Genomic DNA, 23,195 nt, shown 5'->3' with positions numbered 1-23,195 from the left:
CATCACTACAAAGTCTCAGTCGAACATGAACAACGCATCATTGCTGAACTGCGCCTCAAACCGGTTCGCCGGCATCGGCCGGCCGAACAGATACCCCTGAACCTCATCGCAACCATGCTCACGCAGGAAGTCGAGTTGCTCGTGTGTTTCCACGCCCTCGGCGATCACCGCCAGATTGAGACTGTGGGCCATGGCAATGATCGCGCGGGCAATCTGCGCATCCTGCTCACCCGACGGCAGGCCGTCGACGAAGGTGCGGTCGATTTTCAGCACGTCGATGGGGAACTGCTTGAGGTAGTTGAGCGATGAGTAACCGGTGCCGAAGTCGTCGACCGCAATGCTCAGGCCGAGATTTTTCAGCCCGGCGAGAATCTGCATCGCTTCGCTGACTTCGCGCATCAGGATACTTTCGGTCAGCTCCAGCTCCAGGCACGCCGGCGGCAGGCCGGTTTCCTTGAGGATGGTGGCGATCCGCGTCCCGAGTTGGCCGTCGGAGAATTGCCGGGCCGAAATGTTCACCGACACCTTCGGCACCCGGACCTTGGCTTGATGCCAGGTCTTGAGCTGACGGCAGGCCTCACTGATTACCCAGTCGCCGACATCCACCACCAGCCCGAGCTCTTCGAGCACCGGTATGAAGTCTCCCGGCGGCACCAGACCGCGTCGCGGATGGCGCCAGCGCAGCAAGGCTTCGGCGCCGGTCAGGCGTTTGCCATCGCCGCTGAACTGCGGTTGGTAGTACAACACGAACTCGTCCTGCTCCAGGGCGTGTCGTAAGTCGCTTTCCAGCTCCAGACGCTCCAGGGCGCTGGCGTTCATATCGGCCTGATAGAACTGGAAGTTGTTCTTGCCACGCTCCTTGGCGTGATACATCGCGGTGTCGGCGTTTTTCATCAGCTGGCTGAGTTCGTTACCGTCCTGAGGGCTCAGGGCGATGCCGATACTGGCGGTGACGAAGAACTCGCGGCCTTCAAGCACGAACGGTTTCACCAGGCTGGCGAGAATCTGTTCGGCCACATGAATCGCCCGGTTCAAGGCAATTTCACGGTTGGCCCGCGGTTGCAGCAGCAAGGTGAATTCATCGCCGCCCATGCGCGCCACGGTGTCGTCATCATCGACACAGCCGAGCAGGCGCGTGGCCATTTCCTTGAGCATGCGATCGCCGGCGGCGTGGCCCAGGGAGTCGTTGATCGGTTTGAAGCGGTCCAGGTCGAGGAACATCAGCACGACCCAGGACTTCTGCCGTTCGGCCGATTGCAGCGCCGTGTGCAGGCGATCCTGGAACAGTGTGCGGTTGGGCAGGTGGGTCAGGGCGTCGTAATAGGCGAGGCGGTGAATCCGCTGCTCACTGGCCTTGCGTTCGCTGATGTCGCTGAAGAAGCACACGTAGCTGGCCAGGTCGCCTTCGTCATCCAGCACCGCCGTGATCCCGACCCAGGCCGGGTAATGCTCGCCATTGCGGCGCTTGAGCCAGACTTCGCCTTCCCACGTGCTGTGCTGATGCAATTGCTTGAGCACGTAACGCAGATGGGCTTCCTGCTGATCGTCGACGGTCAGCATGTTCGGTAACTGGTCGAGCACCTGCTCCACCGCATAACCGCTGACACGGCTGAAGGCTTCGTTGGCCTGGACGATGTAGCCGGCCGGGTCGGTAATCAGGATCGCAGAAGTCGAGTGCTCAAATACGGTTGCGGCCATGCGCAGGTCTTTTTCGGCCCGGCGTTGCTGGCTGATGTCACGACCGACGCCCAGCACGCCTTCGAACGCACCGTGTTCGTCCCAGACCAGCACCAGCCGCAGTTCGATAGGGATCTTGCGCCCGTCGGCCCGCAGGCAGTCGAACAAAAACAGCTGGGTCTGCACCTGACTGCGCAACAGCGCCAGTTGGTCGGGTTTGTTCAGCGCTTTGCTGACCCGGTCCATCAGGTTGTAAATACCGGTCAGCTGTTGCGGGTTGGCGATGGTTGATTGCCAGCCGTTCTGGAAAATCCAGTCGGCGTCGTAGCCCAGCACAGCTTGCACCGACGGGCTGACGTAGTTGAGCGCCAACTTGCTGTCGGTTGAGAAAATCACATCGCTGATGCTTTCGGCGAGCATCCGGTAACGCTGCTCGCTGTCGCGCAGGGACTCACTGGCTTCGATCTGATCGGTGATGTCCTTGGCCACGCCGATGATCCGCGTGACCTGATCATGCTTGTCCCGCGCCAGCGCCTGTTCGCGGATGTCGAAACGCCGCCATTTGCCGTCCCGGTGGCGGAAGCGCAGCTGGCATTGCATCAATTGTCTGTAACCGGCCTGGCGCTGGGTTTGGCGCGAGCGGTGGTAGAAGTCCGCATCTTCGGGGTGCAGCAGAATTTCCCAGAAATACTCGCCCATCTGGTGCAGTTCGGTGCGGTTGTAACCGAGCGTCTGGCCCAGGTGGTGGTTGCTGAAAATCATTCGCTGGCTGATCACGTCCTGCACGTACAGATGATCCGGCACGGTGCGTACCACGTCGGACCAGAATCCTTCGCGCTCCAACAGCGACAGTTCGACGAGCTTGCGGCTCGTGATGTCGGTGATGCTCAGGATCACCGCTTTATAGTCGTCCTGGTCTTCCGGCAGACGCAGGACCAGCCACAAGTGCTGGTCGCGGCCATTGGCGTCTTGCAGTTTGATTTCCAGTTCAAGCTGTTTCTGCTGGTTGAGCACCGCGTCGAGCACTTGAGTGCCGATGGCGGTGCCGTCCTGCGGGTTACCGTCGATCAGCAGTTTCCAGGCTTGATCGCACGTGTTGACGTTGAGCAGTTGCAGGGCGACCAGGTTGACTTCAGTGATGCGCAGTTCCTGCAGCAGGTGCTGGCGTTGTTCCGGAGTCTCGAGCCAGGCCTTCAGGTGTTCGCTGCTGTGCAGCTGAGCCTTGTCGAAGAAGCTTTTGAGCCCGGACACGTCGAGTACACACAAGGCAACGCCGGTGCCTTCGAAAATATCCTGGTAGCGTCGACGGCCTTCGTGCACCTGGCGTTGGCGGCGGCGCATGTTCAACAGGGCGATGAACGGCAGGAGCGAGAACGCCAGGCCCAGAAGGCATTTGCCGATGAACGCCGGCAGCAGCTGTTCGATCACCCGTTGCCGGTCGAACAACCCGCGCAGTTGCCAGTCGCTGTTGCTCAGGGGCACTGTCAACACGCTGTTGGCAACATCGTCCTCGGTCAGTTCACCCGACTTGGCCAAGGGTAGTGACTCTTCGCGACTGATGACTTGGTGATTGAAGCGGTTTTCTACCAGCCACAGCGGGCGGATACCCGCTTCGTTTGGTTTGGTCAGCGACGAGAAAAATGTCGGCGTCAGGCGCAGAACCCAGTAGCCGCGGGTGCTACCGCTGGCTTGATGCAGCAGCAGATGCACCACCGAACCGTCATTGGCATTGCTGAAATAATGGGCCTGGGCGTGACTGCGCCGGACCAGTTCGCTCAGGTACTCGGCGTCGTCGCTGTCGTCGCTGTCGTCGGCACTGTCGTTGAGGACTTTGCCGGAGGGGCTGAGTAACGCGAGGCTGCGCAGGTCGGGCAAGGATTTTTGCAGTTTGCGCAACAGCGCCTGCTGTTCGTCGGCGCTTTGCGGTTGTTCGACGATCGGTAGCAGGTTGAGGGCGATCTGGGCGTTGAGCGCCATGTTCAGGCTGACTTGCGAGGCCAGATCAGCGGTGTAGTCGATGGTGTACTGACGCTGGTTTTTCTGGGTTTCGCGAAGCTGATCCAGCAACTGCCAGAACAGCAGCGCGAGCAGCAACAGAACGAGCGCCGCCAGCGCGCCCTTCAAGGAGCCACGCAGGGGTGAGCCGGTCGCAGGATTGAGTGCGCTCACGGAAGAAGGTGGGGAGACATTAGACAAACTGTAATCCTGCGGTTTGGCTGGACTGGCGCGACGTGCACTATAAGCCGGACGCCCGGAGGGCGGCTAGCATGCCCTGAGTTGTGGCAAAGTGCCAGTCCCGCTCGGCTGGACTGCCTTCCGTCAATCAGGTAGCTTTGCCGGTTACGCGGGAGCGTTCCAGCTCCTAGAATTTGGCTTTTTCAGCGCGCACGCATTGATACCCATCAATCGGACGACGCGCACGGCCTGGCCGGGCATCGCCCGCGCCCCAATCATTCATCGTTCACTGACCCTAGGTTCTCCATGGCTCAATACGTATTCACCATGCATCGGCTGGGTAAAGTTGTTCCGCCGAAGCGGGAAATCCTGAAAAACATTTCGCTGTCGTTCTTCCCGGGCGCCAAGATTGGCGTACTCGGCCTTAACGGTTCGGGTAAATCCACGCTGTTGAAAATCATGGCGGGCGTCGACACCGAGTTCGACGGCGAAGCCCGTCCGATGCCGGACCTGAACATCGGCTACCTGCCGCAAGAACCGATCCTGGACCCGACCAAGACCGTGCGTGAAGTGGTTGAGGAAGCGGTCAGCGTGATCAAGAACGCCCAGGCTCGCCTGGACGAGGTCTACGCGGCTTACGCTGATGAAGATGCCGACTTCGACAAACTGGCCGCTGAACAAGCCAAGCTCGAAGCCATCCTGCAAGCCAGTGACGGCCACAACCTGGATCGCCAACTGGAAGTCGCCGCCGATGCGCTGCGTCTGCCGGCCTGGGATGCCAAGGTCGAATTCCTGTCCGGTGGTGAGAAGCGTCGTGTGGCCCTGTGCCGCCTGCTGCTGTCCGCACCCGACATGCTGCTGCTCGACGAACCAACCAACCACCTGGACGCCGATTCCGTCGCCTGGCTGGAGCACTTCCTGCACGATTTCCCGGGCACCGTGGTCGCGATCACGCACGACCGTTACTTCCTGGACAACGTTGCCGGCTGGATCCTCGAGCTTGACCGTGGCGCCGGTATCCCGTACGAGGGCAACTATTCGGGTTGGCTCGAAGCCAAGTCCGATCGTCTGGCTGCCGAATCCAAGCAGCAGTCGGCCCACGAAAAAGCCATGAAGGAAGAACTGGAGTGGGTGCGCAAAGGCGCCAAGGCCCGCCAGTCCAAATCCAAGGCTCGTCTGCAACGCTTCGAAGAAATGCAATCGCAGGAATTCCAGAAGCGCAGCGAAACCAACGAGATCTACATCCCGGCCGGTCCACGCCTGGGCGACAAGGTCATCGAATTCAAGAACGTTTCCAAGGGTTATGGCGATCGCGTGCTGATCGACAACCTGTCGTTCTCCATGCCTAAAGGCGCCATCGTTGGCGTGATCGGCGGTAACGGTGCCGGTAAATCGACCCTGTTCCGCATGCTGATGGGCAAGGAAACACCGGATTCGGGCAGCATCGAAGTCGGCGAAACCGTGCAACTGGCGTGCGTCGATCAGAGCCGCGAAGACCTGGACGGCAGCAAGACTGTGTTCCAGCAAATCTCCGACGGCTCGGATCAGATCCGTATCGGCAACTACGAGATTCCGTCGCGTACCTACGTCGGTCGCTTCAACTTCAAGGGCGGCGATCAGCAGAAGTTCGTCAAGGACCTGTCCGGTGGTGAGCGCGGTCGCTTGCACCTGGCCCTGACCCTGAAAGAGGGCGGCAACGTCCTGCTGCTCGACGAACCGTCCAACGACCTCGACGTTGAAACCCTGCGTTCCCTGGAAGAAGCCCTGCTGGACTTCCCGGGCGCTGCCATTGTGATCTCTCACGATCGGTGGTTCCTTGACCGCGTCGCTACTCACATCCTGGCGTACGAAGACGACTCGCAAGCGGTGTTCTTCGAAGGTAACTACACCGAGTACGAAGCCGATCGCCGCAAACGCCTGGGCGAAGCCGCGACTCAGCCGCATCGTGTACGGCACAAGAAACTGGCCTGATTTCAGGTTGGTTGCATGAAAGAACGGAGCCTTCGGGCTCCGTTTTTTTATGGGGTTTCAGATAGGCCACAGCGCGGCCATCGTCGGAACGCCGCCTGGAGCAAGCTCGCTCCCACATGGATTTATGTAGGCCGAAAATCTTCAATCCAATGGAGATCTACTGTGGGAGCGAGCTTGCTCCGGGCGGCGTTTCGACGATGGCGCCTTCAAGCTCACCCAATTTCTATGCCCAAAACCTCAATCACCAAATCCCCCGCCGGCCGCTTCCACAGCACTTCATCCCCGACCTGCGCCCCGAGTAACGCCCGACCCAAAGGCGAACCCCAGTTGATCAACCCACTGGCAGCATCCGCCTGATCCTCGCCGACCAACTGCACACGCTGCTCGTTGCCCTGTTCATCGGCAAACGTCACCCAGGCGCCAATCTGTGCTTTGTCAGACGAAGAGGCCGGGACGACTAACTGAGCGCTTTGCAGTCGTTGATTGAAATACCGCCAGTCACGCTCAAGGTCGGCCTGGCGCTGTTTGTCGGCCAGTTCACCTTTGGCACTCTGTTCATTGAGCAGGTTTTGCACGTCGGCAAGTTTCGCCTGAAGTTGGGCGAGTCCGGCTGGGGTGACGTAATTGGGCTGCGCACTGACTTGCCGTTCGACGGGCTGATCGGCTTGCGCGGCGGCGTTATCTTCATTGACGAAGGCGCGACTCATGGTTTTCTCCCGCCATGGTCGCAGGCTTTTAGTTTCGGCAGATGTCTGCGGGCGACTTATTGCGAGCGAAAAGCACGAGCGGCGTCCTGATCCTTCTGCTGCTGCCAGGCCTTTTCGCGCTCGTCCCAATGGTGGCTGCGATAATCCTCACGATCCTCGCTTTCGCGCATCGCCTGACACTGACGGAAGCCATCGCTCCAGCCCTCGGCGTACTGCTTGTCCTTGAGGTAACGCGGAACGTTTTTACGAAACTCTCCGGTGATTGCCCCCGCCGCTTGCCGGCCACTGCTGCAACCGTCATCGAAGCCATCGGCGAATGCCGGTGGATAACCCTTGGCGATCAAATCCTCGTGGGTCGTCTGGCAACCCGCGATCAACATCAGCAACCCCGCCACGCCCACGCAACGCCACATCTCAGACTCCCAGACCGTCAACGGCCTATAGGAGAAGTCTAGGAGTGGATTCGTGAGCGGGATGTGAAAGAAAGATCAAAAGATCAATAGTGATACCACTTCACTTCAAGCATCACTTCATTCTCGGGCGAAGCCAGGTGGCTGAATTCGCGCTGGGCACTCAGGCGTAAACCCAGGTTACGAGACAATTCCCACTGTTGATTCAGACTCACGCTACGGCGCACTTCGCCATTGGTGAAGAAGTCGCCCTTGGCCTCCAGGCTGAAGTTGCCCAGCGGGTTTTTCCACAGCACGCCGCTGTTGAAACCTGCCGCCGGCGCGATGAAACCGGCAAAGTCGTTGTTGTGCTCAACGCGCACGGTGCCCAAAGCAAAGCCGAGCATGTCGTCGCCCAGTTGCCAAGTCCCGCCGCCACCGCCATTGACGTGGCTGACCAGGGTTTCGTCGTCATGCTTGCCCGGCACACGCTCCAGGCCGCCGGTGACTTGCCACGAGAGTGGTTGCAGCAATTCATTGCGCGGGGTCAGGGAACGGATGGTCGCCAGGTCCAATTGCTGCAACTGCCAGTGATTGCCTTCGTACTGGCGCAGTTTCATTTGCAGGATTTCAATCTGCGCGCCGAGGGGGAAGCTCTCGGCGTTGTCGTTGAGGTCGTGATAAGCCATGCGCAAGCCATACTCGCCAAAGGCCTTGTCGCCCCGAGTGCCGATGCCGGCCTGCCAGGTGCGCGATTCATGGCCATCCTCAGGCAGGCCGGGTTGCGGGATGTCCAGTTCCGGTGCCGGATTCTGGTTGATCGCCCGCAGCAATTCGAAACTGCGCTGCGCCCGTTGCGGATCGCGTTCCTGGCCGTTGGCGCGGTAGCGCTCCAGGCGATAGGCGGCGTCGATGATCAACGCCTGACGATCCTCGGGTTGAGCCTTGAACGCCGGTTCCTGTAACTGCTTCTGGTCGGCGCTGACTTTCAGCACCCACTCCTGTTCTTCATTGGTCAACGGCTCGGCGCGGCTCAACAGTTCACGTTCGCGAGACGGTCGATACTGAATGGATTCCACCAGTCCGGCTTCTTTTACCGCTTTGACGGTGTCCGTAGGAATCGCGGTCAGCGGGAACTGTTCGGTCAATCGCAGGCTCGGGCGGGCGACTTGCAGCAGTTCCAGCAGACGATAGGAGCAGTTTTCGTCGAAGAAGAAATAGTCGAACTGGATCTGCTTGAGCTCCCAGACGTGCTCGACCATGCGCTCGGTTTCTGCCTGGGTCAGATTAAGGCGGTACTCCCACAGATCACGGTTCTCGAGACTGCGGTACTCCGAAAGTTTTTCCTGATAAGGCACCAGGGCAAACAGACCAGGATAGCCGCCCATCAAGCCTTTCCAGGCATACAGGATGCTGTTGTCCGAGCCTTCGATGTATGCGCCGAAATTGATCGCATAGCTGAGCAGGGCGGTTTGATCGCTCTGTACATTGGCCTGGTCGATGCGCAGCAATGTGTGGCCGAACATCGATGACGGACTGTTCAGATACGCTGCCGGGAAAATCATCACCGCACTGTGGGGCGAAACATCCTTGAACCATTGCTTGAATTCAGTGCAGGGAAGCGTCGGCAGATCGGTCAGGTTGAGCTGTGCCTTGAGCCAGCGGGTGCGGGCCGGGTAGACGCATTGCGCATGTTTTTCGCCAGCACTGGCCGGGGCGTAGAGCGCTTGCACGGTCGCCGCCAGCTCGCGGTCAGGATGTTCATTGCCGTCGGCGGCGAGGAAGAATTTCTTGTCGCTGACATAGCTGCGCCAGCCGCCGAGTTTGGCGGTTTCGTAGTGACCCAGGGAAATCCAGAAGGGGTCATTGGCCAATTGCTGCAAACGTTGATTGTCGATTTTGGGCGTGGCAGACAGCGGGGCGCAGACACAGAGCGCCAGCCAGGCAAGGCGTTTGAGCATAGTGGGCAACTTAAGTCGAAAGAAACAAAGACCCAGCGCGGTTGATGCCATTTGTCTGTAGGAGCTGTCGAGTGAAACGAGGCTGCGATCCTTTGATCTTTAAAAGCAAAGATCGCAGCCTCGTTTCACTCGACAGCTCCTACAGTTGAATGACATTACCCAAAGAGGGGCAGGTCCAAAAAATAAAGCCCGCTCCCCGAAAGGAGCGGGCGGGTCGAGCTTAAGCTTGAGTGGCGTATTTGGCCAGACGCGGATCGCTCTTCAGAACGGCCAGGGTGTTGGTATGCACGTCGTCAGCGGTCACGTCAGCCTTGCTGAATATCTGCTGGAAGTGCTCATGAGTGACGGCGGCGAAATGCGCACGGTCTTCCGGCGCCACGCCCAGTACCACGGCGTAAGTGGTCAGCGCTTCGCCCTGACCCTTGGCCATGTCTTCAGACAGCTCGTTCATCATGCCATTCATGGCAATCCAGGATTTGCCGCCATAGGTCAGCGACGCATTAGTCGCGCAACCGTTGGTACCGGAGGTCATACCGAAGGTTGCGTTGCCGGAAGTGCCGTTGGTGGTGGATGCCAGGAAGTGAGCCGGGGTGCCACGCTGACCTTCGAACAGCATGTTGCCCCAACCGCAATCCGGGCCGCCTGGCGCCTGAGCCATGGCATTGAGGGATACAGCGGTGAAGAGAGTACCGAGAAGAATCCGTTTCATAGCTTTGTTCTCTTTATGTGCATACCAATGGACAAGGGGTCTGGCCCAATCCGGCGCCAGTGGGCCAGTTATTAATCCAGCCGCGCAGTTTGGAGTTTAGGCACGATCCCGGGGTTCCGTGATTTTTTGCAAAACATTCATTGAAAACATTGATTTGGCCCCGTCCCGCTTGGGGATGCCGCTTTGTCTATGCTTTGGCTAGAGGCGCGCCTTGCAAGTGAGGTATGGGCAGCGCCAGAATGCCGCTATCTGCCCCGCCTGATGTAAGGAAGCCCGATGCCTGATCCTGTTGCTGCCAGCTTGCGTCTAGCGCCCGAAGCGCTGACCCGTCCGTTTTCCGCTGAACAGTTCAGCTTCTCTACCACCAATGATTTGGAGCCCTTCCGCGGAGTGCTTGGCCAGGAACGTGCGGTCGAAGCCTTGCAATTCGGTGTGGCAATGCCACGCCCCGGTTACAACGTATTCGTCATGGGCGAGCCCGGCACCGGCCGGTTTTCGTTCGTCAAACGCTACCTGAAAGCCGAAGGCAAACGCCTGCAGACCCCGGCGGACTGGGTCTACGTCAACAATTTCGATGACCCTCGCGAGCCTCGCGCACTGGAGTTGCCGTCGGGCACCGCCGGTGCCTTTATCGATGACATCAACGGCTTGATCGACAACCTGCTGGCGACTTTTCCGGCCGTGTTCGAGCACCCGTCCTACCAGCAGAAGAAAAGCGCCATCGACCGCGCCTTCAACCAGCGTTACGACAAGGCGCTGGATGTGATCGAGCGCCTGGCGCTGGAGAAGGACGTTGCGCTGTACCGCGACAGCACCAATATCGCGTTCACGCCGATGAGCGAAGGCAAGGCCGTGGACGAGGCCGAATTTGCCCAGTTGCCGGAAGCCGATCGCGAGCGTTTTCACGACGACATTTCATGGCTGGAAGAGCGGCTGAACGAAGAGCTCGCCAGCCTGCCGCAGTGGAAGCGTGAGTCGAGCAATCTACTGCGCCAGCTCAACGAAGAAACCATCACCCTGGCCTTGCAACCCTTGCTCGCGCCGCTGTCGGAAAAGTACGCGGAAAACGCCGGCGTTTGCGGTTACCTGCAAGCGATTCAGGTGTATCTGCTCAAAACCGTGGTCGAGCAACTGGTAGACGACAGCAAGACGGACGCCATCGCCCGCAAGCTGCTGGAAGAGCAATACGCGCCGAGCCTGGTGGTCGGTCATCCGTTCAGCGGCGGTGCGCCAGTGGTCTTTGAGCCGCACCCGACTTACGAAAACCTGTTCGGTCGCATCGAGTACACCACCGATCAGGGCGCGCTCTACACCACGTATCGACAGTTGCGTCCGGGTGCGCTGCACCGCGCCAACGGCGGCTTCTTGATTCTTGAAGCGGAAAAAATGCTCAGCGAGCCATTCGTGTGGGATGCGCTCAAACGCGCGCTGCAATCGCGCAAACTGAAAATGGAATCGCCGCTGGGCGAGATGGGCCGTTTCGCCACCGTGACCCTGACACCGCAACACATTCCGCTGCAGGTCAAAGTCGTCATCATTGGCGCCCGACAGCTCTACTACACGCTGCAGGACCTCGATCCGGACTTCCAGGAGATGTTCCGCGTCCTGGTGGACTTCGACGAAGACATCCCGATGGTCGACGAAAGCCTGGAACAGTTCGCCCAGTTACTCAAAACCCGCACCTCCGAAGAAGGCATGGCGCCGCTGACCGCCGATGCGGTGGCGCGTCTGGCGACTTACAGTGCTCGCCTGGCTGAGCACCAGGGGCGTTTGTCGGCGCGGATCGGTGATCTGTTCCAACTGGTCAGCGAGGCGGATTTCATTCGCCAACTGGCCAGTGACGAAATGACCGACGCCGGGCACATCGAACGTGCGCTCAAGGCCAAGGCCACGCGGACCGGGCGCGTTTCGGCGCGGATTCTCGATGACATGCTGGCCGGGATCATCCTGATCGACACCGCAGGTGCGGCGGTCGGCAAGTGCAACGGGCTGACAGTGCTGGAGGTCGGTGACTCGGCCTTCGGTATACCGGCGCGGATCTCCGCCACGGTCTACCCGGGTGGCAGCGGCATCGTCGATATCGAGCGTGAGGTCAACCTCGGCCAGCCGATTCACTCCAAGGGCGTGATGATCCTCACCGGGTATCTGGGCAGCCGATACGCCCAGGAATTCCCGCTGGCGATTTCCGCGAGTATCGCCCTGGAGCAGTCCTACGGTTACGTCGATGGTGATAGTGCATCGCTGGGCGAGGCTTGCACCTTGATTTCGGCACTGTCGAAAACCCCGCTCAAGCAGTGTTTTGCGATCACCGGTTCGATCAACCAGTTCGGTGAAGTGCAGGCGGTGGGTGGGGTCAACGAGAAGATCGAAGGCTTCTTCCGGCTCTGCGAAGCCCGCGGGTTGACCGGTGAACAGGGAGCAATCATTCCCCACGCCAACGTTGCCACGCTGATGCTCGACGAAAAAGTGCTGACGGCGGTGCGCGCGGGGCAGTTCCACGTCTACGCCGTGCGCCAGGCTGATGAAGCCTTGAGCCTGTTGGTCGGCGAGCCGGCCGGTGCGCCGGACGCCGATGGCCAGTTCCCTGAAGGCAGTGTTAACGCGCGAGTGGTGGAACGCTTGCGGGTCATCGCAGAAATGATCAGCGAAGAAGACCTCAAGGAAGCCGAGAAAGAAGCTGCGCAGGAAGCACTGGTTGAGGCCAAACCGGCTTGATACAAACCTGAGGTCACCTCAATCCCCTGTGGGAGCAAGCTCGCTCCGGGCGGCGTTCCGACGATGAGGCACTGACATTCAACATCTCTGTTGGCTGACAGTGCGCTATCGCGAGCAAGCTCGCTCCCACTTTTGACTTGGGTGAATCATGAAAAGTGCCATCAGTCTGGCGTCAATATTCACACAATGACCATTCGGCGCCTTTCGGTCTCACTTGACGTGCTAGTCAGACTTTTCCTCTATTCTCAGGTCAAGGATATCGACAGTAATCACTGGATCGAGACAGTCCTCCCGTGGGGGCTGAATACCGGATCTACCGAGGGTCGCCGCCATGTCGCGCAACCTCTGCCTCACCCGTCAATGCCTGGGCCTTGTGACCCGTATCGAGTGTGCCATCCGCCCATTGGCGGGGGATACGGGCATGTGGACCTTACTCTTCGCCGCCGGAATGGAAGGTGAACAACCTTCTGCCATCAAAGCCCAGGGCCCGTTTCATGGCCCCTTTGTGGCTGAGTCGATCCTCGACACCATTGTTGAAAGTCTCACCCTGCACGGCTATGAGCTGGCCGATGATCCGCAAATCTGGTGCCTGCACCTGCAAGCTCAGCTGCGGGAAATCAATGGTGGCCGCTGCCGTAACCCTGGAGGTTTCGAGTTTCGGCCCGAGCACTGAACAGGCTATTGAGCAAGGTTGGACGTGTCCGCCTTGTCGAGTTTGACCTCGAAGCCATATTGCACGGTGGAGAGATCGGTTCGTTGATAGGTTTCCAGACGGGCAGGCTGCCCGTAGAAATAATGCACCCCCAATAATGCCGGGCCTTCTGCGCTCGCATCGTGGCTGACCGAAAGAATCTCCTTCAGATAATTGCCGCTGTCGTCCTTGGCGAAGAAACGCCAGTCCTGGGCGGGAAACTGCTTTAGATCAACCACCAGCGCATTGCCCTTGAGCACCAGCCCTTTGGGCAACTGGTGGGCGTCGATGGTTTTCTTTTCGACGATGGCGAGAAACAGAGGCATGGAGCCCACCGCGTAAGCCGGGGTTTCTGGAAACAGGTTCAAGTCGTAGGTGATGGTGCCGCGCAGGGGATCGACCTGGTAAGCCTCTGGCGGCAATTCGATCGGCTCATCGCGCTTGCCGTTACCGTCCTCGGTAAAGAAGCTGACCGGGCTTTCGCCGGGGGTGAAGGAGGTGCCGAGCAGCTCATCATTGAAGCTTTTGGGGTGATCGAACTCGATGCGCGCGGCGCTGGGGTCTTCGACCGACTGGCTGATGCGGATGCTTTTTTTCAGTTGTTCCTCGCCAAGTGTGGCGCCCTTGAGCCAGATCGTGGCCTGGTCGTCGTACACCACCACTGGTAGCGTCAGTGGCTGGATGGTCTTTTGCGTGGTGTGTGGGTCGAAGCGAAGTACCGGCAGTTTCAGGTCCTTGCGGGTCACCGTGGCGGTTGAATAGTCCAGTACGCTGACCTCAAGCGTTTCGATCGGCCCGTTGAAGTACACCTTGGAATAATGGTGGCTCTGTTGCTTCTCAAAGGCGCGCTGCTCTTCATCGATCTGTTTCTCGAAGCTCTCGCTCCAGGCTTTCTGCTGTTGCATTTTCGCCAGTTGCTTTTGATAGAAGGCTATTTGTGCGGCGGTTTCGTTGATCGAGCCTGAGCGCGAGAGAAATTGCCCGCTGCTGTCCTTGGCCTGGACGATCAGCGGGTTCAGCGGTGTTTCGCTGACCTCGGGGGCCAGTGGCGCGCTGTTGTTGAATTCGATTTCGGCGTAGTTGTTTGCAAGGTTCAGCAGGTTGACGCTGAGGTTGTCGTTGGTGCGAGTCTGGCCAACGTCCTTTTTCGTCAGGTCGAAACTGTAGAGCCGGCGCGGCGCGATGACTTCCACCTTGCCTTGCAGACTCACCGGTTGTGGCTGGTTCTTTTTGTCCACGTCCAGGCCGTCGATGAAGGGGTAGGTCACCGTCAAATCATCGGGGTTGGTCAGGTTGGAGCTCGACGGACTGAGCTGAATGCCCGGATCGGTTTCTGACCATTCCGGCTGAAACGGGATGACGCGTTTGTTGCTCAAAGTCACCGATTGCCATTCAAGACTATGGGGAAAGAGAAACGCGACCGGAACGTTGAAGTTGAAGGGGAACACCGGTTGCAGATCGGTCAGGTAGTCGGAACTGGAATCTTTGTGCAGCACGAACAGGCCGTTGATGTAGGTGTCGACCAAGGCTTGGGGCGTCGGATAGTGCTTGAGGACGGCGAGGGCGTCTTCGCCATATTCTGTTTCCACCGGTTTGCTGTCGAGCTTGAGTTGCGCACGCTCGAGCAACAACAGTGAGCCGCCGAGTTCAGCCACGGCTTCCTTGAGTTTTGGGTCCTGAATCGCATCCAGAGACTTCTCGAACTGCGCAGTTTTTTCCTCGAGGCTGACCTGGCGCTTCTCATCGCTGGGTGAGCAGGCGCTCATCAGCAAAGCCAGGCAAATTCCGGCGCTCGTTAAAGGCAATCGCACATCCATTTCCCGTCTTCCTGTCCGATGTCGCTGAGCTGTCAATGCTTTGGACACTAGCAGAAAAACCTTGTCACACACGCGCAGGTTGCGGATTTCCCAACGGTTTCTGGCTGCTTCTGGGTATAGACAGGTGGCTGGTATACTCGCGGCCATTTCCAGGCCTTGTGTGAGATTTAATGGAACGCTTTATCGAAAATGCAATGTACGCCAGCCGCTGGCTGCTGGCGCCGATCTACTTCGGTCTGTCCCTCGGGCTGTTGGCCCTGGCGCTGAAATTCTTCCAGGAAGTCTTCCACGTCATCCCTAACGTGTTCTCGATGGCCGAGTCGGATCTGATTCTGGTGCTGCTCTCGCTGATCGACATGGCGCTGGTAGGCGGTTTGCTGGTGATGGTGATGATTTCCGGTTACGAGAACTTCGTTTCCCAACTGGACATCGACGACGACAAGGAAAAGCTCAACTGGCTGGGCACCATGGATTCCTCTTCATTGAAGATGAAGGTGGCCGCTTCCATAGTGGCCATTTCGTCCATCCACCTGCTGCGGATTTTCATGGACGCCAAGAACGTCGATCCCGAGCATTTGAAGTGGTACGTGATCATCCACATGACCTTCGTGATTTCGGCGTTTGCCATGGGTTATCTGGATAAGCTGACCAAGCACTGATCGCTTTTTATTGCTATACCAAACCGCCCGTCTGTTGCGAAACAGACGGGCGGTGTCGTTTGTGGCTTGTACTTTGATGCGCCGAGGCCTATGCCTGTAAGGATCTTGGCTCGCCACTGCGTGAGGTGCGTTTATGGACCTGAAAGAGTTGAATGCTTATGCCATCGCCGGGAAGGTTGATGAACTCAACCTGATCTCGATGGAAGGCGGGATCTACCTGTTGGAAGCGCGGATGCATGGCGCGGCGTATCCATTGAGTGATGCCCACGGCCAGATGTTTCACCTGCGTTCGGTCGAGCATGCCCGCGAAGTACTTCATGCCTTTCCCAGCTTGCCGTTCAACCTTGTGCACGTTTCGGTTCATGACGAGATGTGTGGACTCGGTGCTAGCTCCGAGGGAAGCCTGAAGGTACCGATTGCGTGGCAGCACTGACGGCTCTCATCAACGCAATGACATCTGTGCTAGTCTGCTGGCCCTTTTGGTTCCGGGCGCTCCGGGACGCGCTGTGCACGCACGGCTAGTTCCAGGGCCGTCCGCACAGCGGAGCAGTGTCATGTCCGAAGTAAATCTGTCCACCGACGAAACCCGCGTCAGCTACGGTATTGGCCGTCAGCTGGGCGATCAACTGCGCGACAACCCGCCACCGGGCGTTAGCCTGGACGCGATCCTGGCAGGCCTGACCGACGCTTTCGCCGGCAAGGAAAGCCGTGTGGGTCAGGAAGAAATGTCCGCGAGCTTCAAGGTCATTCGCGAAATCATGCAAGCTGAAGCAGCTGCCAAAGCTGAAGCCGCTGCTGGCGAAGGCCTGGCATTCCTGGCTGAAAACGCCAAGCGTGACGGCATCACCACCCTGGCTTCCGGCCTGCAATTCGAAGTGCTGACTCAAGGTGAAGGCGCCAAGCCAACCCGTGAAGATCAAGTGCGCACTCACTACCATGGCACTCTGATCGACGGCACTGTGTTCGACAGCTCCTACGATCGTGGTCAGCCTGCAGAATTCCCGGTTGGCGGCGTGATCGCTGGCTGGACCGAAGCCCTGCAACTGATGAACGCCGGCAGCAAATGGCGTCTGTACGTGCCGAGCGAACTGGCTTACGGCGCTCAAGGCGTTGGCAGCATTCCGCCGCACAGCGTACTGGTATTCGACGTCGAACTGCTCGACGTTCTGTAATCCCAATGTGGGAGCGAGCTTGCTCGCGATAGCGGCATAACAGTCGACAGAGATGTTGAATGCTAGTCAGTCATCGCGAGCTCGCTCCCACAGTTTTTTGCGACGATCTTCATATTTCAAGCTTGTGGTGCAGTTCGCTTGTCGGGCGCAACGCCCGGGCATAGCAGAACAGAAACAGATTGCGCACCAGTTCCTTGAGCACCACCGGCTCGCTGGAGCTCAAGCCATTGACGTCCAGATCCCCCTGATCCTGCAGCTCGTTCAAGGCTTCTTCTTCAAGCACTGCACAGACTTCCCCGGTTTCCCGATGCAGGATCCTGAGGTAAGGGTGTGGGCGGTCCAGCCAGGCATCGATCAAATAAGTCATGGGTCTCATCTCCAATGATTGGTTTCAATGAGAATAATTCTTATTCATCAAATAGCAAGGACCTATTGGCGGTTTGTGTTTTTTTAAGGGTAAAGGTTGCGTAGGTCAAAACGGCTGGCGTTTGGCTATTGCGAGGGTTTGTTGGGCGAAGCGGGGGAGGGTGAAGCACCATCCCACGCAGGACGCGGGATGGAATACAGCAGGCTCAGACTTTTCTGACGAACTCGGATTTGAGCTTCATAGGGCCGATGCCGTCGATCTTGCAGTCGATGTCGTGATCACCATCGCACAGGCGGATATTCTTGACCTTGGTGCCGACCTTGACCACTAGCGAGGTGCCTTTGACCTTGAGGTCCTTGATCACAGTGATGGTGTCGCCGTCCTGCAGGACGTTGCCGACCGAATCCTTTTTCACGGTGTCATCGGACACTGCTTCGGCTTCGCCGCTGGCGGACCACTCGTGGGCGCACTCAGGGCAGATCAGTTGGGCGCCGTCTTCGTAGGTGTACTCGGAATTGCATTTTGGGCAGGGTGGCAACGTGCTCACTAAAGCTCCTTGGATTGGGGGGCGCTAAAAGTCGCACATTGTATAGGGTTTTATCGGAGGAGGGGCGCACAGCAAAAGATCGCAGCCTTCGGCAACTCCTACAGTGTTTTGTGTACTCCTGTAGGAGCTGCCGAAGGCTGCGATCTTTTGATCTTGCTTTGAATATCAGTGCGTGCGGGCGACCGCAAATTCGCTCAACTCGACCAGAGCATCGCGGTATTCGCTGGCAGGCAGCGCGTCGAGGCACTTGATCGCACGGGCCACGTAGTCACGGGCCAGTTGCGCGGTGTAATCCAGCGAACCTGAGGCTTCCACGGCTTCGCGGATGCTTTCCAGGTCTTCGATGCCGCCTTTCTGGATTGCCTTGCGCACCAGTGCAGCCTGCTCCGGCGTGCCTTCGCGCATGGTGTAGATCAGCGGCAGGGTCGGTTTGCCTTCAGCCAGATCGTCACCGACGTTCTTGCCCAGGGTTTCGGCGTCGCCTTTGTAGTCCAGCAAGTCGTCGACCAGTTGGAAAGCCACACCCAGGTGATCACCAAACGTACGCAGGGCTTCTGTCTGTTCCGATGTCGCTTCGCAGAGCGCTGCAGCACTGTGGGTCGACGCTTCGAAGAGCATCGCGGTCTTGCCGCGGATGACTTCCATGTAGGTTTCTTCGGTGGTGCTGGCGTCACGGACCTTGGACAGCTGCAACACTTCGCCTTCGGCGATGATGCGCGTGGCTTGCGAAAGGATTTTCATCACCGGCATGGAGCCCAGTTCGACCATCATTTCGAAGGACCGCGAATACAGGAAGTCGCCCACCAGCACGCTTGGCGCGTTGCCCCACATGGCGTTGGCGGTCGAGCGGCCACGGCGCATGCCGGACATGTCGACCACGTCGTCATGCAGCAGGGTCGCGGTGTGCAGGAACTCGATGGTCGCGGCCAGCAGGCGCAGGTCATCGCCTTCGCGACCCAGAGCCTTGCCACACAGCAAAACCAATAGAGGGCGCAGGCGTTTACCGCCAGCCGAGGTAATGTAATCGCCGATTTTCGATACCAGCGGCACTCGGGAAGTCAGCTGCTTCTTGATGATGCCGTCGACGGCGCGAAAATCGTCCGCCACCGCGCGGTAGAAAGCTTGGGGTTGCATCAGCGACAGTTGCTCCAGAAGGGTTGCGCGGCATGCTAGGACCCACGTCGGCGGGTGTCAAGGTACGATGGACGGCCTCTTGCATCGCCCCGGCAGCTTGCGTACAATCGCGCACCCTGAACTTCCTGGGCAGCACCTGCCTTACGCAATTGCAAACAGGCCTTCCAGCCCAATGCAGCCATGCCAGCCAATACCTCTTCTTATAAAGAGCTGGGTGAGCAGGATTATCGGAGAAATACCATGTCGTACGCAGTAATTGTTACTGGTGGCAAGCAATACAAGGTCGCCCCAGGTGAATACCTGAAGATCGAAAAACTGGAAATCGCTACCGGCGAATCCGTTACTTTTGATCGCGTTCTGTTGGTCGCCAATGGCGATGACGTGAACATCGGCGCTCCAGTTGTTGCTGGCGCTACCGTTGTGGCTGAAGTGATCTCCCAAGGTCGTCACGATAAAGTCCGCATCATCAAGTTCCGTCGTCGTAAGCACCACATGAAGCGTATGGGCCACCGCCAGTGGTACACCGAGATCAAAATCACCGGTATTCAGGCTTAATTTCAGCCTAATTCCTCACTAGGAGAATTGACTCATGGCACACAAAAAAGCTGGTGGTAGTACCCGTAACGGTCGCGACTCAGAAGCCAAACGCCTTGGCGTGAAGATGTATGGCGGCCAGGTTATCATTCCGGGCAACATCATCGTGCGTCAGCGCGGCACCCAATTCCACGCCGGTTACGGTGTTGGCATGGGTAAAGATCACACTCTGTTCGCTAAAATCGACGGCGTGATCAAGTTTGAAGTAAAAGGCGCTTTCAACCGCCGTTACGTGAGCATTGTCCCGAAGACTGAAGTCGTCGCGGCATAATTACGTAGTTGCTGGAAAAGCCCTGTCTCGCGACGGGGCTTTTTCGTTTGTGGGGTGAGTCTCTTGCAAAGCTGTTTGTGATGGGCTCCAGCGCTGGATTTGCGGTCGTTGATTGAGGTCGCTGCGCTCATTTTTGCAAGAGTCTTATGTCTTAGTGTTTTTCGGCTCGTCCGTATGACGAGAGGCGTTTTGTTATGAAGTTTGTTGATGAAGTATCGATTCGAGTAAAGGCCGGCGACGGCGGCAACGGTTGCATGAGCTTCCGTCGCGAAAAATTCATTGAAAACGGCGGCCCGAACGGCGGTGACGGTGGTGATGGCGGCTCGGTCTACATGATCGCCGACGAAAACCTCAACACCCTGGTGGACTACCGTTACACCCGGCACTTTGATGCCGAGCGTGGTTCCAACGGCGGCAGCACTGACTGCACCGGCAAGAAAGGTGAGGAGCTGGTGCTGCGTGTTCCGGTCGGTACGACCGTTATCGACTCCGCTACTCAGGAAGTGATCGGCGACCTGACCAAGGCTGGCCAGAAACTGCTGGTGGCTCACGGCGGCTGGCATGGTCTGGGTAACACTCGTTTCAAATCCAGTACCAACCGTGCTCCGCGTCAGACCACTCCGGGCAAGCCGGGTGAGGCGCGTGATCTGAAGCTGGAAATGAAGGTATTGGCTGACGTCGGTCTGCTGGGCTTGCCGAACGCTGGCAAAAGTACCTTCATTCGTTCGGTGTCGGCCGCCAAGCCGAAAGTCGCCGACTACCCGTTCACCACGCTGGTGCCGAACCTGGGTGTGGTCAGTGTTGATCGCTGGAAAAGCTTCGTGGTTGCGGACATTCCGGGTCTGATCGAAGGTGCTTCCGATGGCGCAGGCCTGGGGATTCGCTTCCTCAAGCACTTGTCGCGTACGCGTTTGCTGCTGCACCTCGTGGACATGGCGCCGCTCGATGACGCCAGCGCCCCGGATGCTGCGGAAGTGATCGTCAGCGAGCTGACCAAGTTCAGCCCGTCCCTGGCTGAGCGTGATCGTTGGTTGGTGCTGAACAAGTGCGACCAGATCCTCGAAGAAGAGCACGATGCTCGCGTCAAGGAGATCGTTGATCGCCTGGAATGGACCGGTCCGGTCTACGTGATCTCGGCCATCTCCAAGCTGGGCACCGAGCGTCTTTGCCACGACATCATGCGTTACATGGAAGATCGTGCCGATCGCCTGGCTAACGACCCGGTTTACAAAGAAGAATTGGCCGAACTCGATCAGCGCATCGAAGACGAAGCCCGTGCTCAGCTGCAGGCCCTGGATGACCAGCGTGCCCTGCGCCGTAGCGGCGTGAAGTCGGTCCACGACATCGGTGACGATGATTGGGACGAAGAAGATGTGGATGACGAAGACGGTCCGGAAATCATTTACGTGCGTGACTGATTCGTTGCAGTAAACTTAAGCGCCGCTCAATCGAGCGGCGTTTTAGTATCTGGAAATCGGTAGTCACGAATAACGTTACGGACGGCGCTGGGTCGCGCTGTCCTCAAGCTAAGGTTGAAGATGATGCGGAGCAAGGTGACAGGTGCGCAGCGTTGGGTCGTGAAGATCGGCAGCGCTTTGCTGACGGCGGACGGTAAGGGCCTGGATCGCGCGGCAATGAGTGTTTGGGTCGAGCAGATGGTGGCTTTGCATGAGGCTGGCGTCGAGCTGGTGCTGGTGTCCTCCGGGGCGGTGGCGGCTGGCATGAGTCGCTTGGGCTGGACCGTACGACCCAGTGCGATGCACGAGTTGCAGGCCGCTGCCGCCATCGGTCAGATGGGGTTGGTGCAAGCCTGGGAGTCGAGCTTTGCCGAGCATGGCCGGCATACCGCGCAGATTCTCCTGACCCACGACGACTTGTCCGACCGCAAGCGCTACCTGAATGCCCGCAGCACCTTGCGCGCGCTGGTTGAGCTGAAGGTAATTCCGGTGATCAACGAGAACGACACCGTGGTTACTGATGAAATACGTTTCGGCGACAACGACACGCTCGCGGCGCTGGTGGCCAACCTGGTCGAGGCTGATTTGTTGGTGATTCTCACAGATCGCGATGGCATGTTCGACGCCGATCCACGCAACAATCCCAACGCTAATCTGATTTATGAGGCGCGCGCTGATGATCCGGCGCTGGATGCGGTGGCGGGCGGTACCGGTGGTGCGCTGGGTCGTGGCGGCATGCAGACCAAATTGCGTGCTGCGCGGCTGGCGGCTCGTTCCGGTGCGCATACGATCATCGTTGGCGGGCGTATTGAACGCGTGCTGGATCGCCTCAAGGCGGGCGAGCGCATCGGCACCTTGCTGTCGCCTGAGCGCGGCCTGTTGGCGGCGCGCAAGCAATGGCTGGCCGGGCATCTGCAAACCCGCGGCACGCTCGTGCTGGATGCCGGTGCGGTGACGGCGCTGTCCAAAGGCAACAAAAGTTTGCTGCCTGTGGGGGTCAAACTGGTCCAGGGCAGCTTCCGTCGTGGCGAGATGGTGGTTTGCGTGGCGCCGGACGGTCGTGAAATCGCCCGGGGCCTGGCCAACTACAGCGCGCTGGAAGCACAAAAAATCATCGGTCAGTCGTCTGAGGCGATTGTCGGTCTGTTGGGTTACATGGCGGAGCCGGAACTGGTTCACCGCGATAACCTGATCCTGGTCTGAAGGAATACCTGAATGCGCGTGGCAAAAGGATTGTTGGGTCTGCTGTTGGCGATGCCGCTGCTGGCCTCGGCCGAGGAGATTGGTCAGGTGTCGACGGTGTTCAAGTTTGTCGGCCCGAACGACCGCATCGTCGTTGAGGCGTTTGATGATCCAAAGGTTGAGGGCGTGACCTGCTACCTCTCGCGAGCCAAGACGGGTGGCGTGAAGGGTGGTTTGGGGTTGGCTGAAGATCGCGCGGAAGCGTCTATCGCTTGTCGTCAGGTCGGGCCGATCAGCTTCAAGGGCGAGTTGAAGGATGGTGACGAGGTGTTCAAGGAGCGCACTTCGCTGGTGTTCAAGACCATGCAGGTGGTGCGATTCCTCGACAAGAAGCGCAATACGCTGGTGTATCTGGTCTATAGCGATCGTGTGATCGAGGGTAGTCCGCAGAATGCGGTCACCGCCATCCCTATCCTGCCGTGGGCGAGCGCCCAGTAATCTGACGCAAATCGAAATGTGGGAGCGGCGGTGCGACGATTCTACTTGCTCGCGAAGGCGGTGTAACAGTCAACGATGATGTTGAATGTTATGGCCTCTTCGCGAGCAAGTCGAATCGTCGCACCGCCGCTCCCACATTTTTTTTGCGTTATAGCGGCCAAATCGCAGGCAATAAAAAACCGACCCTGAGGTCGGTTTTTTAACAAGCTTATCGCTTATGCGGCAACAGCAAGGTTCAGAGCCTTGACGTGACCGTTCAGGCGGCTCTTATGACGAGCAGCCTTGTTCTTGTGGATGATGCCTTTATCGGCCATACGGTCGATAACTGGCACGGCCAGAACGTAAGCAGCTTGAGCTTTTTCAGCGTCTTTTGCGTCGATGGCCTTAACTACATTCTTGATGTAGGTACGAACCATGGAACGCAGGCTGGCGTTGTGGCTGCGACGCTTCTCAGCCTGTTTTGCACGTTTTTTGGCGGAAGGTGTGTTGGCCACCGTCGAGC

General features: G+C 58.5%; 21 protein-coding genes. 11 read left to right on the top strand and 10 right to left on the bottom strand.

What is annotated here, in order from left to right:
• Nucleotides 1-15: 15 nt before the first annotated feature.
• The gene (locus tag E3W21_RS25910) at nucleotides 16-3,873 is read right to left on the bottom strand and encodes a bifunctional diguanylate cyclase/phosphodiesterase (RefSeq protein ID WP_134422352.1); all 3,858 of its coding nucleotides are present in this window, start codon (nucleotides 3,871-3,873) and stop codon (nucleotides 16-18) included.
• Between the two features lie 285 nt (nucleotides 3,874-4,158).
• Here E3W21_RS25910 and ettA point away from each other — a divergent pair, with 285 nt between their 5' ends.
• On the top strand, nucleotides 4,159-5,823 hold the full coding sequence (gene ettA, locus E3W21_RS25905) for an energy-dependent translational throttle protein EttA (protein WP_059402021.1): 1,665 nt from the start codon (nucleotides 4,159-4,161) through the stop codon (nucleotides 5,821-5,823).
• Nucleotides 5,824-6,035: 212 nt separating this feature from the next.
• On the opposite strand, the gene E3W21_RS25900 is transcribed toward ettA, so the two are convergent.
• The 4 genes from E3W21_RS25900 to E3W21_RS25885 form a co-directional block, all read right to left on the bottom strand.
• Nucleotides 6,036-6,530 carry a GreA/GreB family elongation factor gene (locus tag E3W21_RS25900; RefSeq protein WP_134422350.1) on the bottom strand — a complete coding sequence of 165 codons (495 nt, stop codon included), beginning with the start codon at nucleotides 6,528-6,530 and terminating at the stop codon, nucleotides 6,036-6,038.
• 56 nt (nucleotides 6,531-6,586) lie between these two features.
• On the bottom strand, nucleotides 6,587-6,943 hold the full coding sequence (locus E3W21_RS25895) for a hypothetical protein (RefSeq protein WP_129441066.1): 357 nt from the start codon (nucleotides 6,941-6,943) through the stop codon (nucleotides 6,587-6,589).
• Nucleotides 6,944-7,026: 83 nt separating this feature from the next.
• Nucleotides 7,027-8,880 carry a DUF4105 domain-containing protein gene (locus E3W21_RS25890; protein WP_134422348.1) on the bottom strand — a complete coding sequence of 618 codons (1,854 nt, stop codon included), beginning with the start codon at nucleotides 8,878-8,880 and terminating at the stop codon, nucleotides 7,027-7,029.
• A 220-nt stretch (nucleotides 8,881-9,100) separates the two neighbouring features.
• A complete protein-coding gene (locus E3W21_RS25885) occupies nucleotides 9,101-9,589 on the bottom strand; it encodes a DUF3015 domain-containing protein (protein WP_129441070.1) in 489 nt (162 codons plus the stop codon).
• A gap of 276 nt (nucleotides 9,590-9,865) precedes the next feature.
• On the opposite strand from E3W21_RS25885, the gene E3W21_RS25880 reads away from it, so the two are divergent.
• On the top strand, nucleotides 9,866-12,304 hold the full coding sequence (locus E3W21_RS25880) for a Lon protease family protein (RefSeq protein ID WP_129441072.1): 2,439 nt from the start codon (nucleotides 9,866-9,868) through the stop codon (nucleotides 12,302-12,304).
• A 331-nt stretch (nucleotides 12,305-12,635) separates the two neighbouring features.
• Nucleotides 12,636-12,977 carry a hypothetical protein gene (locus E3W21_RS25875; protein WP_129441074.1) on the top strand — a complete coding sequence of 114 codons (342 nt, stop codon included), beginning with the start codon at nucleotides 12,636-12,638 and terminating at the stop codon, nucleotides 12,975-12,977.
• 5 nt (nucleotides 12,978-12,982) lie between these two features.
• On the opposite strand, the gene E3W21_RS25870 is transcribed toward E3W21_RS25875, so the two are convergent.
• Entirely contained in the window at nucleotides 12,983-14,812 is a 1,830-nt protein-coding gene (locus E3W21_RS25870) for a hypothetical protein (protein ID WP_134422346.1), read from the bottom strand.
• A gap of 170 nt (nucleotides 14,813-14,982) precedes the next feature.
• Between E3W21_RS25870 and E3W21_RS25865 the strand changes: the two genes are divergently transcribed.
• From E3W21_RS25865 to E3W21_RS25855, 3 genes are all read left to right on the top strand, one after another.
• Nucleotides 14,983-15,471 (top strand): TIGR00645 family protein, encoded by a 489-nt coding sequence (locus E3W21_RS25865; protein ID WP_033054284.1) that lies wholly within the window; start codon nucleotides 14,983-14,985, stop codon nucleotides 15,469-15,471.
• Nucleotides 15,472-15,604: 133 nt separating this feature from the next.
• Nucleotides 15,605-15,904: a DUF6482 family protein gene (locus tag E3W21_RS25860; RefSeq protein WP_033054285.1), complete on the top strand. Its 300-nt coding sequence runs from the start codon at nucleotides 15,605-15,607 to the stop codon at nucleotides 15,902-15,904.
• A 121-nt stretch (nucleotides 15,905-16,025) separates the two neighbouring features.
• A complete protein-coding gene (locus E3W21_RS25855; protein ID WP_046048787.1) occupies nucleotides 16,026-16,643 on the top strand; it encodes an FKBP-type peptidyl-prolyl cis-trans isomerase in 618 nt (205 codons plus the stop codon).
• 109 nt (nucleotides 16,644-16,752) lie between these two features.
• Here E3W21_RS25855 and E3W21_RS25850 read toward each other — a convergent pair whose 3' ends face one another.
• The 3 genes from E3W21_RS25850 to E3W21_RS25840 form a co-directional block, all read right to left on the bottom strand.
• Complete coding sequence (locus E3W21_RS25850) at nucleotides 16,753-17,010, bottom strand: hypothetical protein (RefSeq protein WP_129441078.1); 258 nt, start codon at nucleotides 17,008-17,010, stop codon at nucleotides 16,753-16,755.
• A 205-nt stretch (nucleotides 17,011-17,215) separates the two neighbouring features.
• Nucleotides 17,216-17,557, bottom strand: a complete 342-nt coding sequence (locus E3W21_RS25845) for a zinc ribbon domain-containing protein YjdM (RefSeq protein WP_008154270.1) — start codon at nucleotides 17,555-17,557, stop codon at nucleotides 17,216-17,218.
• A 165-nt stretch (nucleotides 17,558-17,722) separates the two neighbouring features.
• Nucleotides 17,723-18,691: a polyprenyl synthetase family protein gene (locus E3W21_RS25840; RefSeq protein WP_134422344.1), complete on the bottom strand. Its 969-nt coding sequence runs from the start codon at nucleotides 18,689-18,691 to the stop codon at nucleotides 17,723-17,725.
• Between the two features lie 240 nt (nucleotides 18,692-18,931).
• On the opposite strand from E3W21_RS25840, the gene rplU reads away from it, so the two are divergent.
• From rplU to E3W21_RS25815, 5 genes are all read left to right on the top strand, one after another.
• On the top strand, nucleotides 18,932-19,246 hold the full coding sequence (gene rplU / locus E3W21_RS25835) for a 50S ribosomal protein L21 (RefSeq protein WP_003176051.1): 315 nt from the start codon (nucleotides 18,932-18,934) through the stop codon (nucleotides 19,244-19,246).
• A gap of 34 nt (nucleotides 19,247-19,280) precedes the next feature.
• Nucleotides 19,281-19,556 (top strand): 50S ribosomal protein L27, encoded by a 276-nt coding sequence (gene rpmA, locus E3W21_RS25830; protein WP_003215862.1) that lies wholly within the window; start codon nucleotides 19,281-19,283, stop codon nucleotides 19,554-19,556.
• Between the two features lie 194 nt (nucleotides 19,557-19,750).
• Nucleotides 19,751-20,974, top strand: a complete 1,224-nt coding sequence (cgtA, locus tag E3W21_RS25825) for an Obg family GTPase CgtA (protein ID WP_010467530.1) — start codon at nucleotides 19,751-19,753, stop codon at nucleotides 20,972-20,974.
• A 123-nt stretch (nucleotides 20,975-21,097) separates the two neighbouring features.
• On the top strand, nucleotides 21,098-22,216 hold the full coding sequence (gene proB / locus E3W21_RS25820; protein ID WP_129445113.1) for a glutamate 5-kinase: 1,119 nt from the start codon (nucleotides 21,098-21,100) through the stop codon (nucleotides 22,214-22,216).
• A gap of 12 nt (nucleotides 22,217-22,228) precedes the next feature.
• Nucleotides 22,229-22,693: a CreA family protein gene (locus E3W21_RS25815; protein WP_076029692.1), complete on the top strand. Its 465-nt coding sequence runs from the start codon at nucleotides 22,229-22,231 to the stop codon at nucleotides 22,691-22,693.
• A 215-nt stretch (nucleotides 22,694-22,908) separates the two neighbouring features.
• On the opposite strand, the gene rpsT is transcribed toward E3W21_RS25815, so the two are convergent.
• Complete coding sequence (gene rpsT, locus E3W21_RS25810; protein WP_008154937.1) at nucleotides 22,909-23,187, bottom strand: 30S ribosomal protein S20; 279 nt, start codon at nucleotides 23,185-23,187, stop codon at nucleotides 22,909-22,911.
• Nucleotides 23,188-23,195 lie beyond the last annotated feature (8 nt).

Origin of the sequence: Pseudomonas sp. F01002 (assembly GCF_004402115.1) — a bacterium.
In the GTDB taxonomy this organism is placed as follows: domain Bacteria; phylum Pseudomonadota; class Gammaproteobacteria; order Pseudomonadales; family Pseudomonadaceae; genus Aquipseudomonas; species Aquipseudomonas frigoris.
Note: the sequence above shows the minus strand (reverse complement) of the source record. Positions and strands in the feature narration are given on the sequence as shown.

Excerpts from the sequence above, each read along its gene's own strand:
- ettA (WP_059402021.1), top strand. The coding sequence starts at position 4,159 with ATGGCTCAATACGTATTCACCATGCATCGGCTGGGTAAAGTTGTTCCG.
- E3W21_RS25900 (WP_134422350.1), bottom strand. The coding sequence starts at position 6,530 with ATGAGTCGCGCCTTCGTCAATGAAGATAACGCCGCCGCGCAAGCCGAT.
- E3W21_RS25895 (WP_129441066.1), bottom strand. The coding sequence starts at position 6,943 with ATGTGGCGTTGCGTGGGCGTGGCGGGGTTGCTGATGTTGATCGCGGGT.
- E3W21_RS25890 (WP_134422348.1), bottom strand. The coding sequence starts at position 8,880 with ATGCTCAAACGCCTTGCCTGGCTGGCGCTCTGTGTCTGCGCCCCGCTG.
- E3W21_RS25885 (WP_129441070.1), bottom strand. The coding sequence starts at position 9,589 with ATGAAACGGATTCTTCTCGGTACTCTCTTCACCGCTGTATCCCTCAAT.
- E3W21_RS25880 (WP_129441072.1), top strand. The coding sequence starts at position 9,866 with ATGCCTGATCCTGTTGCTGCCAGCTTGCGTCTAGCGCCCGAAGCGCTG.
- E3W21_RS25875 (WP_129441074.1), top strand. The coding sequence starts at position 12,636 with ATGTCGCGCAACCTCTGCCTCACCCGTCAATGCCTGGGCCTTGTGACC.
- E3W21_RS25870 (WP_134422346.1), bottom strand. The coding sequence starts at position 14,812 with ATGGATGTGCGATTGCCTTTAACGAGCGCCGGAATTTGCCTGGCTTTG.
- E3W21_RS25865 (WP_033054284.1), top strand. The coding sequence starts at position 14,983 with ATGGAACGCTTTATCGAAAATGCAATGTACGCCAGCCGCTGGCTGCTG.
- E3W21_RS25860 (WP_033054285.1), top strand. The coding sequence starts at position 15,605 with ATGGACCTGAAAGAGTTGAATGCTTATGCCATCGCCGGGAAGGTTGAT.
- E3W21_RS25855 (WP_046048787.1), top strand. The coding sequence starts at position 16,026 with ATGTCCGAAGTAAATCTGTCCACCGACGAAACCCGCGTCAGCTACGGT.
- E3W21_RS25850 (WP_129441078.1), bottom strand. The coding sequence starts at position 17,010 with ATGACTTATTTGATCGATGCCTGGCTGGACCGCCCACACCCTTACCTC.
- E3W21_RS25840 (WP_134422344.1), bottom strand. The coding sequence starts at position 18,691 with ATGCAACCCCAAGCTTTCTACCGCGCGGTGGCGGACGATTTTCGCGCC.
- rplU (WP_003176051.1), top strand. The coding sequence starts at position 18,932 with ATGTCGTACGCAGTAATTGTTACTGGTGGCAAGCAATACAAGGTCGCC.
- rpmA (WP_003215862.1), top strand. The coding sequence starts at position 19,281 with ATGGCACACAAAAAAGCTGGTGGTAGTACCCGTAACGGTCGCGACTCA.
- cgtA (WP_010467530.1), top strand. The coding sequence starts at position 19,751 with ATGAAGTTTGTTGATGAAGTATCGATTCGAGTAAAGGCCGGCGACGGC.
- proB (WP_129445113.1), top strand. The coding sequence starts at position 21,098 with ATGCGGAGCAAGGTGACAGGTGCGCAGCGTTGGGTCGTGAAGATCGGC.
- E3W21_RS25815 (WP_076029692.1), top strand. The coding sequence starts at position 22,229 with ATGCGCGTGGCAAAAGGATTGTTGGGTCTGCTGTTGGCGATGCCGCTG.